Source organism: Promineifilum sp. (SeqCode) (genome assembly GCF_041918635.1).
GTDB lineage: Bacteria > Chloroflexota > Anaerolineae > Promineifilales > Promineifilaceae > Promineifilum.
Window position 1 is genome coordinate 1 of record NZ_JAYRVJ010000368.1, and the last position, 11,090, is coordinate 11,090.

The 11,090-nt window shown below is 69.6% G+C and carries 10 protein-coding genes and 1 pseudogene; 8 read left to right on the forward strand and 3 right to left on the reverse strand.

Translation table 11 applies throughout. The annotated features are described in order from the left end of the window. The 5 genes from ACE3UY_RS11560 to rsmI form a co-directional block, all read left to right on the forward strand. On the forward strand, positions 1 to 1,399 hold a 1,399-nt coding region (locus ACE3UY_RS11560; RefSeq protein ID WP_374687677.1), incomplete at its 5' end, for a coproporphyrinogen-III oxidase family protein. A gap of 12 nt (positions 1,400 to 1,411) precedes the next feature. Next, positions 1,412 to 1,846: a cobalamin B12-binding domain-containing protein gene (locus ACE3UY_RS11565; protein ID WP_374687678.1), complete on the forward strand. Its 435-nt coding sequence runs from the start codon at positions 1,412 to 1,414 to the stop codon at positions 1,844 to 1,846. Between the two features lie 148 nt (positions 1,847 to 1,994). After that, complete coding sequence (locus ACE3UY_RS11570) at positions 1,995 to 2,864, forward strand: YecA family protein (protein WP_374687679.1); 870 nt, start codon at positions 1,995 to 1,997, stop codon at positions 2,862 to 2,864. Positions 2,865 to 2,874: 10 nt separating this feature from the next. Beyond that, positions 2,875 to 4,218 (forward strand): 3-phosphoshikimate 1-carboxyvinyltransferase, encoded by a 1,344-nt coding sequence (aroA, locus tag ACE3UY_RS11575; protein WP_374687680.1) that lies wholly within the window; start codon positions 2,875 to 2,877, stop codon positions 4,216 to 4,218. 23 nt (positions 4,219 to 4,241) lie between these two features. Continuing rightward, entirely contained in the window at positions 4,242 to 4,913 is a 672-nt protein-coding gene (gene rsmI, locus ACE3UY_RS11580; protein ID WP_374687681.1) for a 16S rRNA (cytidine(1402)-2'-O)-methyltransferase, read from the forward strand. A gap of 806 nt (positions 4,914 to 5,719) precedes the next feature. Here rsmI and ACE3UY_RS11585 read toward each other — a convergent pair. Continuing rightward, positions 5,720 to 6,058, reverse strand: a pseudogene (locus ACE3UY_RS11585) (saccharopine dehydrogenase NADP-binding domain-containing protein); the annotation flags it as partial. A 152-nt stretch (positions 6,059 to 6,210) separates the two neighbouring features. On the opposite strand from ACE3UY_RS11585, the gene ACE3UY_RS11590 reads away from it, so the two are divergent. The 3 genes from ACE3UY_RS11590 (at position 6,211) to ACE3UY_RS11600 (ending at position 9,513) form a co-directional block, all read left to right on the forward strand. Beyond that, on the forward strand, positions 6,211 to 7,719 hold the full coding sequence (locus ACE3UY_RS11590; RefSeq protein ID WP_374687682.1) for an alpha/beta hydrolase family protein: 1,509 nt from the start codon (positions 6,211 to 6,213) through the stop codon (positions 7,717 to 7,719). Positions 7,720 to 7,733: 14 nt separating this feature from the next. Next, positions 7,734 to 8,717: a lipoate--protein ligase gene (locus ACE3UY_RS11595; RefSeq protein WP_374687683.1), complete on the forward strand. Its 984-nt coding sequence runs from the start codon at positions 7,734 to 7,736 to the stop codon at positions 8,715 to 8,717. Between the two features lie 145 nt (positions 8,718 to 8,862). After that, the gene (locus ACE3UY_RS11600; protein ID WP_374687684.1) at positions 8,863 to 9,513 is read left to right on the forward strand and encodes a helix-hairpin-helix domain-containing protein; all 651 of its coding nucleotides are present in this window, start codon (positions 8,863 to 8,865) and stop codon (positions 9,511 to 9,513) included. A gap of 146 nt (positions 9,514 to 9,659) precedes the next feature. Here ACE3UY_RS11600 and ACE3UY_RS11605 read toward each other — a convergent pair whose 3' ends face one another. Together ACE3UY_RS11605 and ACE3UY_RS11610 are read right to left on the reverse strand one after the other, a co-directional pair. Further along, positions 9,660 to 10,286 (reverse strand): hypothetical protein, encoded by a 627-nt coding sequence (locus ACE3UY_RS11605; RefSeq protein WP_374687685.1) that lies wholly within the window; start codon positions 10,284 to 10,286, stop codon positions 9,660 to 9,662. 122 nt (positions 10,287 to 10,408) lie between these two features. Continuing rightward, positions 10,409 to 10,975, reverse strand: a complete 567-nt coding sequence (locus ACE3UY_RS11610; protein ID WP_374687686.1) for an SRPBCC domain-containing protein — start codon at positions 10,973 to 10,975, stop codon at positions 10,409 to 10,411. Between the last annotated feature and the right edge of the window lie 115 nt (positions 10,976 to 11,090).

The following is an 11,090-nucleotide window of genomic DNA, read 5'->3' on the forward strand; positions in this document are numbered from 1 at the left end:
CGCCCTGCGGCGCAACAGCCTCGACTACTACTACCTGAGCATCTACCCGTCGCTGGCGGAGATGGCCCCGCTGGACGAGGCCGGCGCGCCCGATTACCCGGCGATGATCCATAACGCCTACGTCCACATTCCCTTCTGCTCTGGCGTATGCGACTTCTGCAGCTACTACCTGGTCGCCATCAACCCCCGGCGGCGGGCGGCTATCGCCCGCTACCTGGAGTGGGTCAAGGCCGAGTTCGACTTCCACGCCCGGCGCGCGGCGCTGGACATCACCTACCTCTACTTCGGCGGCGGCACGCCCAGCCTCATCCCGCCCGACGCGCTGGCGAGTTTCCTGGACTTCCTGAGCGAGCGCGGCTACCTCAACCCGGCCGCGCTGGGCACGCTGGAGCTACACCCGGAGTTCTTCGCCGACGAGGCCGCCGCGCGCCACTTCCTGGGCATCCTGCGGCGGCATGGCCTCAACCGGGTCAGCGTCGGCTACCAGGTGTCGGATGACGACCTGCTGCGGGCGACCAAGCGCCGGCACGCCGCTGGCTTCATGGCTGAGGCGATGGCCCTGCTGCGGGCCGAGGGTTTCCTGGTCAACCTCGACCTGATGTACGGTCTGCCGGGGCAGTCACTTGCCAGTTGGGAGGCGACGTTGACCAGCGCAGCCGGCTTCGCACCCGATTCGATCTCCACCTACTTTCTCTTCGTGGATCGCGGGACGGGGCTGCACGCGCGGGTATCGCGCGGCGCGGTGGAATTGCCGTCGCACCGTCACATCCAGACGCAACACCTGATGGCCCAGCTTTACCTGGAGGGGCAGGGCTACGGCGAGCTGCCCAACGACTTCTGGACGCGGGAGGCCGGCGATCCGACCGCGTTCCGGCCGGAGCAGCTGCCCTCGGCCGCGGCGACGCTGCCCATTGGCCCCGGCGCTTATGGCTACTACGGCGGCGCCCAACTGTGCAACGTCTTCGACCTGGGCGAGTACGAACGGCGCGTGACCGCAGGGCGCTCGCCGCTGTGGCGGGGCCGGCGGCTTAGCCCCGATGAGTCTTTCCACCGCGACATGATGTTCTCCCTGAAGAACGATCCGTTTATCGATGGTAGCTTGTTCCGGAGCGCCTATAATAGGAGTCCGCTGGAGCAATTCGCGGCCACCTTTGAGCAGTTGCAACGTCACGACCTGGTCACGCTCGATGGCGACCTGATCCGGCTGACGCCGAAGGGGCGGCTGTGCGTCGAGGAGATCGCCGGGCTGTTCCGCCACCCGGACATCCGCCCGGCGGCCGGCGCGGCCGATCCGCTGCTGGAGAAACACAATTTTGCGCCGACATATCCGCCGGTGGATTGGGGCGGCCATCAGGTGCGACCCACTTTCCGAAGTGGGTTGCACCTGAAAAACAAGTAGGGAGAGTGACACATGAGCGAGCATCGTCCGCGCGTCCTCATCGGCAAGCCAGGCCTGGACGGCCACGACCGCGGGGCCAAGGTGACGGCCCGCGCCCTGCGCGACGCCGGCATGGAAGTGATCTACACCGGCCTGCGCCAAACGCCGGAGATGGTGGTCGAGGCCGCGTTGCAAGAGGACGTGGACGCCATCGGCCTGAGCATCCTTTCCGGGGCGCACATGCCGCTGATGGGGCGCATCATGGAGCTACTGGCCGAGAACGAGATGACCGACGTGCCGGTCTTCCTGGGCGGCATCATCCCGGATGAGGACGTGCCACGGCTGCGCGAGATGGGCGTGGCCGCCGTGTTCGGGCCGGGGGCCAGCCTCGACGACGTCATCGCCCAGTTCCGGCAGGCGATTGCCGCACGGCATGCGGGAGGATGGGACGCTGATAACGCTGATTAGGCGGATTTTCGCTGATAAGAAACAGTAGCTTCTCTTATCGGCGAAAATCCGCGTCATCCGCGTCATCTGCGTGCGATTCTGCTACAATTCGGTCTGATTTTGCGCCCGGCCCCAGACAAGTGGTAACCGGGCTGACGGAGTGAGTGCTATGGACAAACCCGGCCGTAACGAACCCTGCTACTGCGGGAGCGGCAAGAAGTACAAGCAGTGCCACATGGCTGCCGACCTGGCCGCCGAACGGGAGCAGCGCGCCTGGGCCGACGCCGCCCGCGAGTTGCGCGCGGACCTGTTCGACTTCGCCGACGAGGAGCGCTTCGACGCCGAGGCGGGTGAGGCCGCGGCCCACTACTGGAACGGGCTGTACACGGCCGAGACGCTGCCCCTGATGAGCGAGTCCGAGGCTGAGCGCTTCCTGGACTGGTTCGCCTTCGACTACATCTTGCCCTCGACCGGCGGGCGCATCGTCGAGCTTTACCGGAGCGAGAAGGGGGCGGGCCTGCCGTCGCCGCGGGGCGAGTTGCTCGACCAGTGGGTGGACGCGCCGCCGATGAGCGGCTACGAGTTGGCCGGCTATGATCGGCAGACGTTGCGCGTCAAGGAGTTCGTCTCCGGACAGGAGCTTGACGTGTTCGAGCCGTCCGGGCACGGCAACGCGCCGCTCGGCTCACTGCTGCTGGGCCGGCCCGTGCCGGTGCACGACCACCATGAGTTCTTCGCCCTCTCGGCCTACATCCCGCCGGAGGAGATCGCCGACCTGCGGGACAAGCTGGACGCGGCCCGCGCCGCAGACGGGCAGGGCGGGGACGCCTTTCTGCGCCGTCACAACGTGCTGTTCATCCACCACGCCCTGGCGCAGGCGCAAGCGGCCGGCCGGCCGCCGGTAGCGCGCCTCGACCCGCGCCACGTGCCGGACGGCGTCCGGCAGCGAACGCAGCACCGGCGCGTCCGCGTGAAGGGCCCCAACACCATCGCCGACACCGTGCCGCACATGGCCCAAACCCGGCGCAAAGCCATCTAGCCAAAGCCCAATGACTGCTTCTCGCAAACTGCTCGTCCATTCTCAAACCACGCCTCTGGGCGGCGCGGTCGCCGTGCCGGGCGATAAATCCATCAGCCACCGGGCCGTCCTGCTGGCGGCGCTGGCCGAGGGCGTCAGCACCATCCGCAACTGGCTGCCAGCCGGCGACACGCTGGCGACGCTGGAGGCGGTGCGCGCCCTGGGCATCGCTATCGAGGTCAACGAGCGCGCGCCCCACGCCTGGGATTTGCGCGTGGAGGGGCGCGGCCTGCGCGGCCTGCGCCGCCCGGCCGGGCCGCTCAACTGCCGCAACGCCGGCACAGCCATCCGCCTGATGGCCGGCCTGATGTGCGGCCAGTCGTTCCCGTCGATGCTGGATGGCAGCGAGCAACTGCGGGCGCGGCCGATGACCCGCGTGACCGAGCCGCTGCAACGCATGGGGGCCGACATCCGCTCCGAGGACGGCCACGCCCCGTTGCACATCCGGCCGGCCCCGCTGCACGGCATCGAGTATCCTTTGCGCGTCGCCAGCGCCCAGGTCAAGAGCGCCCTCCTGCTGGCCGGCCTCTACACCGACGACGCCGTGCGCGTCTACCAGCCCGGCCCGGCGCGCGACCACACCGAGCGGATGCTGATGGCGATGGGCGCGGTGGTGACCATGCAGGACGGCTGGGTGACGCTCAGCGAGGCTCCCTTTGGCGGCCGGCGGCTGCTGCCGCTCGACATGACTGTGCCGGGCGACTTCTCGTCCGCCGCCTTCCCGCTGGTGGCGGCGACGATTGTCCCCCACTCGAATATCACCATCCGGGGCGTCGGCGTCAACGAGACGCGCACCGGCCTGCTGGAAATCCTGCGCCAGATGGGCGCGAACGTGAAGATCGCCAACCAGCAGGTGACCGGCGGCGAGTTGATCGCCGATTTGACCGTGGGTTACAACGAGCTGCACGCCGTGGACGTGGCCGGGCCGACCGTCGTGAGGGCCATTGACGAGTTCCCCGTCTGGGCCGTGGCCGCCACCCAGGCCGCCGGGGCCAGCACCGTCCGCGATGCGGCTGAGTTGCGCGTCAAGGAGGTCGACCGCATCGCCGTGCTGGCCGGCGAACTGCGCCGGCTGGGCGTGGAACTGGACGAGCACCCCGACGGCTTCACCGTCCATGGGCCGCGCCGCCTGCGCGGGGCCAGCGTGGACACCCACGACGATCACCGTCTGGGGATGGCCCTGGTTGTGGCCGGGCTGGCCGCCGACGAGCCGACGCTCGTCCACGACGCGGACTGCATGGCCGACAGCTTCCCCGGCTTTGTGGAGACGATGCGCCAGTTGGGCGCGGCGATGGAGTGGCTGGAGGCCCGCTAGGCCGTCCGCCTCAGTGACGGCCGATGCTCTACCTGGTCGCGACGCCCATCGGCAACCTCGGCGACATCACCCTGCGCGCGCTGGAGGTGCTGCGCGAGGTGGACTACGTCGCCAGTGAGGACACGCGCAAGACGGGGCTGCTGCTCAAGCACTTCGACATCAAGAAGCCGCAGATCGCCTTCCACGAGCACAATGAGGAGCAGGCCGGGCGGCGGATCATGGCGCTGGTGGAGGCGGGGCAGTCGGTGGCCGTCGTCTCCAATGCCGGCACGCCGGGCGTGGCCGACCCCGGCTTCACGTTGGTGCGCCGGGCGGTTGAACTCGATTTGCCGGTGACCATGCTGCCCGGTCCGGCGGCGCTGATCATGGCCCTCGTCCTGTCCGGCCTGCCGTCGCACGCCTTCACCTTCCGCGGTTTCCCGCCGCGCAAGAGCGGCAAGCGGCGCGCCTTCCTGGAAATCGACCGCGACTCGCCCCACACGCTCATCTTTTACGAGTCCCCCCACCGCCTGCGCGACTTCCTGGCCGACGCGCTGGCCGTCTACGGCGACCGGCCGGCGGCCGTGGCCAACGAACTGACCAAGCTGTTCGAGTCGGTGCGGCGCGGGCCGCTGTCGGAGTTGATCGCCCACTTCGAGGCGCAGGAGCCGCGCGGGGAGTACGTCGTCGTCATCGGCGGCGCGCCGGAGTTGTAGGGCGGGTTTTCCAACCCGCCCGCGCACCCGCAGTTCCGTTGTAGGGGCGGGTCTGAAACCCGCCCCGACAGACGGCGAGTGGGCAGCGCGTCAAACCGCCGCACGCCCTCGATGTCCAGCACGAAATCGGCCCCAAACGCCCCGGCCGGCGTCAGCGCCCCGCTCAGCGCCGGCGCGCCCCGCGTACGCGCCGCCAGCAGCCGCTCCACGACGCGCACGCCGGCCATCGCCGTAAAGCGGTAGACCTCGCCCGTCTCCAGCCACGCCTCGGCCGCGCGCCCGTCGTCGGCCGCGGCCCGCGCCCAGAGATAGGTGCGCCCCTTGCGCATCGCCTCTTCATCCGGCCCCTCGAAGGTCAGTGTGGCGGCGCGGGCGGCCAGCCGTTGCACCACCGGCAGCCCCAGCACCCGCGACGCCGGCCCGCCGAACAGCCGCAGCCCCGGCACGGGCGGCAGCGCCAGATAGCTGGTGATGGTGGGGATGCCGGTCGTGTGGTAGGCCGTGACCAGATCGCCCCAGGGGAAGGGCGTCACCGTCCGTTCCCGGCCGTCGCTGAAGCGCACCTTGCGCCGCCCCGCGCCCAACGGCAGCGGCGTCAGGCGGCCGTCGCGCCGCGTCAGGCTGCCGCCCAGGTAATCGTGCATGTTGACCAGCCCCGACTTCACCGTGCCGGACGTGACGTTGCTCAGCGCCACCACAGCCGTCTCCAACCGCGTCGCGCCGGGGAGTTGGTCGGCCACGTAACGCGCCAGGCAGTCGCTCGGCACGATGTCGTAGCCCGCGCCCGACAGGAGCGCCACGCCGCGCGCTTCGGCCTCGGCGTGGTGGGCAAAGGTGTTCTCGTAGACGGGAATCTCGCCGGTGATGTCCACGTAGTGGGTCTTGCCCACCAGGCAGGCGCGGATCATCGGTTCGCTGGTGTGGATGAAGGGCCCGGCGGCGTGGAAGACGAGCTTGAAGCGCTCGACCGTTTTGTTCAGCCGCTCGGCGTAGTCCAGATCAAGCGCCAGCCAATCGAGATCGTACTGCGCTCCCAGCGTCGCCAGCTTGGCCGCGTTGCGCCCGACCAGCACCGGCCGGTGGCCGCGCCGCACTGCCTCGGCCACCAGCAGCCGGCCCGTGAAACCGTATGCGCCATAGAGCATCCAGGTGGATTTTGTCCGCGCAGTCACAGATAGAAGGATACCATATCCGGCCAGACCTGCGTAGCACAGCCTGTCAGGCTGTGGCGCGGAGGCCGCCTGACAGGCTGCGCTACGAGTGGACACGAACGCGCATTCTACTTATGATTGATGGTATGTCAGTCAGCCCTCCCATCCTCCACCCGTCGCCCTCACGCGCCTCGGCTCGCCTCGCTCCCGCCCGCTTGGGCCTGATCGCGCTGGCCCTGCTCATCATCCTGCTCGCTTGGACGCAAGTGCTGGCCGCCCGGCGCGGGCTGGTCAGCCGCCGTCTGGCCGGCGAGGGGGGCACGCCGCTGCACTTCCTGGCCCCGGAAGGCGCGACCGGCGCGCCTGGCGTCGTCGTCGCCCACGGCTTCTCTGGCTCCAGCCAGTTCATGCTCGGCTTCGGCCACGTCCTGGCCCGCGCCGGCTATGGCGTCATGCTGCTCGACTTCGACGGCCACGGCTCGGCCGCCGGCGTACTTGACCAGTCGGGCGGCGGCCTCCAGCGCAACCTGGACGCGGCTTACGCCATGCTGGCCGCCCAGCCGGAGGTAGACCCGGCGCGCATCGCCCTGCTCGGCCACTCGATGGGCAGCGGCGCGGTCATGCAGGCGGGGATCGTCCACGGCGAGCGCTACGCCGCCACGGTCGCCGTCTCGCCCACCGGGGCCGGCGTCTCGCCGGAACGACCGCGCAACCTGCTGCTGATAGCCGGCTCGCTGGAGCCGCGCTTTCTGGACAACGCCTGGGCGCTGCTGGCCGCGGCCGGCGGCGCGAACGACGACCTGGCCGGCGGGCGCGGGCGGGCCTTGATCACCATTCCCCGCGTCGAGCACATCACCATCCTCTTCAGCGGCGACAGCCACCAGGCGGCGCTCGACTGGCTGAACCGGACGTTCGGCCGGCCGCCGCAGACAGCCGCGCCCGACCGCCGCGTCCTGTGGTATGCGGCGCATCTCGGCGGCTGGTTGCTGTTGATGCTGGCCGCGGCGCCGCTCTTGCCGGTAGGGGATGCGCCGGCGGCGGCTGGCCGCCGCCGGTGGCGCTGGCTTGGTCTGCCGCTGGGTGTGCTGGCAGCCACGATGCTCGTCGCCACGCTGGGGCGGCTGGCCGACATCGGGCAGTTGGGCGGCATGCTCGTCGGCGGCGTGTTGGGACTGTGGTTCGCCGTCCTGGGGTTGGTCTGGCTGCTGGCTGGCTTCCGCGTCCCCCGGCCGGGCGGGCGCGACCTGCTGTGGGGGCTGGCCCTCTTCGCGGCGCTGACGGTCGCCTTCGGGCTGATGGCCCAGTTCGTGTGGATTCCCTGGCTGCTCATCCCGGCCCGATTGGCGCGCTGGCCCCTGCTGGCCCTGGCCGCGCTGCCGTGGCTATTGGCCGCCGGCTTGGCCCAGCAGGGCAGTTCGCTCATGGGCCGCGCCGGCTGGTGGCTGTTTCAGATGGTGGTCATCGTCGCCGGGCTGGGGCTGCTGGCGACGGTCAGCCCCGGCGTGGGCTTCATCGTCCTGCTGATGCCGGTCATCCCGGTCATCCTGGCGGTGATGAGCATCGCCGGCGCGGTCATCCACCGGCCGTGGAGCTACGCCATCGGCAACGCCCTGTTTTTCGGCTGGCTTCTCGTCGCCGTCTTCCCGCTGGCGTGATAGGATAGAGCGTTATGCGGTTCGTCGATAACAAGGGCATCCACGATCCCCGGCTCAACCTGGCGTTCGAGGAGTATCTGCTGCGCCACGTCGACAGTGAGGAGCCGCTGCTGCTGTTCTACATCAACGAGCCGTCGGTCATCATCGGCCGCAACCAGAACACCATCGAGGAGATCGATCCCGATTACGTGAAGGCCCACCACATCCACGTGGTGCGGCGGCTGTCGGGCGGTGGCGCGGTCTACCACGACCTGGGCAACCTCAACTTCAGCTTCGTCACCCATGGCAAGGAAGACCTGCACAACTTCGCCAAGTTCACCGAGCCGGTGGTGCGCGTGCTGCGCGAGTTGGGCGTGCCGGCCGAGTTGCGCGGGCGGAGCGACCTGTTCGTGGAGGGGCGCAAAATCTCCGGCAACGCCCAGTACGCCACGACGACGCGCATGTTCAGCCATGGCACGCTGCTCTTCGACCTCGACCTGGGCGAGATGCTGCGGGCCATCAACCCGCGCCGGGTGCACATCGAGTCGAAGGCCGTCCACTCCGTGCGCAGTTTCGTCGCCAACATCCGCGAGCTGCTGCCGCGCGACATGACCATTGGCGACTTGCAGGCCGCGCTGCTGCGCGGCATCTTCGGCGACGGCCCCATCCCAACCTACGATCTGGGCGAGGACGACTGGCGGCGCATCGAGGCCATCGCCGACGAGCGCTACCGGCAGTGGAGTTGGAACTACGGCCGCTCGCCGCAGTTCAACGTGCAGAAGAGCGCGCGCTTTCCCATCGGCAAGGTGGACGCGCGCATCGACGTGGACGCGGGGCGCATCCGGGCCATCAAGCTTTTCGGCGACTTCAGCGGCCGGCACGACGTGGTCGAGCTGGAGGCGCACCTCATCGGCGTGCCCTACGACCGCGAGCGCCTGACCGCCGCCCTGGCCGACGTAGACTTGAACCGCTACTTCGGCGTGATGGAGGCGGCGACGTTTATCGATCTGCTGTATTAAAAGCTAGGCGCCAGTAGTGCGCCATTTGGAGCGCAAGGGAGCGGGGGAGCAGGGGAGCAGGGGTGAAAAAGAGTCAGTTTGACCGGCTCTTTCTCCCCCGCTTCCCCGCTCCCCTGCTCCCCCGCCTCCTCTGGAGGGAGCTACCATGAAGCTCAGTCGGCCACTCCTGGTCGGCCTGGCGGCGCTGGCCGCGCTGCTGGTAGCGGGCGGCTATGGCCTGGCGGCGCTGCGGGGTGGGGGGACGCCGCCGCCGGCGGCCATCGGCATCACCCCGCCGCCGCCCACCGCGACCGTCCCGCCCACACTCACCCCCGCCCCCACGGCCACGCCCGGCCCGCTGCGCGTCTACGTTAGCGGGGCGGTGATGCACCCGGCGGTGTACGAACTGCCGCCGGGCAGCATCCTCGACGACGCCGTCCGCGCCGCCGGGGGCTTTGCGCCGGACGCTGACACGGTGGCCGTCAACCTGGCCCAGGCCGCGGTCGACGGGATGCAGGTCTACGTGCCGGTATTGGGGGAGAGCCTGGCTACGCCGCCGGTCGTCAGCGCGCCCGCGCCGACGCAGCCGGCGGTGCGCATGGGCGGCGTGACGGTTGGCGGGCTGATCAACATCAACACGGCCACGCAGGCCGACCTGGAGATGCTACCCGGCGTCGGCCCGGCGACGGCCGAAAAGATCATCGCCCACCGCGAGGCCAACGGCCCGTTCGCGACCATCGAGGCCATCATGGACGTGCCGGGCATCGGCGAGGCCAAGTTTGCGGCGATGAAAGACCTCATCACCGTCGGGCCGTGACGAGGGAAGAATCCGCAGATTTTCAGAAAAGATCTCACGCAAGTACGCAACGTGCGCCAAGAGCGCAAAGAGGAAATTCGTTTCTTTGCGCTCTTTGCGTGAGCCTCTTAAATCTGCGTAATCTGTGAAATCTGTGGATTCCTTCTTCAAATCCCGCGTTCGCGTCGGCCGAGGTAGATGAGCGATTCCAGGTCGCCGCCGTCAGCCGGGCTATAGTGGTCGACGGCGTCGCGCACGGCGTCGAGGGCCGCGTCGTCGGCCCAGCCCAGCATCGTCGCCACGTCGGCCACGTCGCGCACACGGCCGGCGGCCAGCTTCATCAGCACCAGATAGGGCAGAGCCAGCACGGGGAAGCCGGCCGCGTCCTGTCCCGGGGCGGCCAGCGCCTCTTCCAGCCAGGGCTGATCGCCGTACAGCACGTCCACTTCCGGCTCGCCGGGGCGGGCGAAGGCCGCGCCGGGGATGCCCAATTCGGCCACCTTCGCATAACCTGCCGCCTCCAACTGGGCGGCGACCCGCACCTCGTCGGCGGCGCGCACCAGAATGTTCAGGTCTTGCGTGGCCCGCTCCGGCATGTAGGCCCGCGCCGCCACCGCGCCGACGACCACCCAGTCGATCCCCTCCAAAATCGCCCGTAGATCGGGAAAGTGTTGCACGGCCGTCCTCCTGCGCATGAACGCGTCGCTGCTGCCCGCGCCGGGGCGGGCGCGGGCCAGGGCCAGGGCGATGATGTCGCGGCCGGTGGGCTGGCGTTGCGTTACTTCCTCGGACATAGGCCCATTATAGCCCGCCTTACTCTGCGCCGCTGTAACACGGTAGGGGCAGACCTGCGTGTCTGCCCCAGGACGCACACGTTGCCCCTGGGCGCACACTGGGCGCACACGCAGGTGCGCCCCTACGCCGCTTCGACAAAGTCCTGCAACCGCCCCAGCGCCGTCCCCCAATACCCCTTCATCCGCTCCGCCGTCTCGCCGTCGGGCAGCTTGTTCTGCTGCACCGTCACCTGCGTCCGCGCCGGGCCTTTCTCGGTCAGCTGCACCTCGACAATGCTGCCGTCGCTCCAGGTCAGGCGCAGGCGGCGGGGCGGGCTGGCCGTGCGCACGGTGAAGACGGCGTCGGGCAGCCAGCGGGCGCGCTCGGCGTCATCGGCCCAGGCGGCGTAGACCCGCGCGGCCGCGGCGGCCACCGTCCGGCTGCGGCTGATCTGGTAGCCGTCGGCCATCTCGTGCTTCTGGCGCAGCCGGCGGCTGTTCTCGTAGGCCACGGCGATCTGCTGCTGCCACCAGGGGGAGACGTCGCGGTTCATCGCCAGATAGGCCACCAGTTGCTTGTGGGTCATCCCCCGCCCGCCGGCCGCGTCCAGCAGGGCCATCCACTCGTCCCACGGCTTGCCCGTCGCCCGCTCGGTCGCCTCGCTGGAGGTGTTGCTCACGTCGGCCGGGTCTAGATCGGTGTCCATCATCGTAGCTCCTTGCAGTGCGGGGGAGCAGGGGAGCGGGGGGGGGGGGGGGGTTGGATTTTTTGGCCCGCCCCCCCCCCCCCCCCCCCCCCCCCCCCCCGCCCCCGACAAAACACCA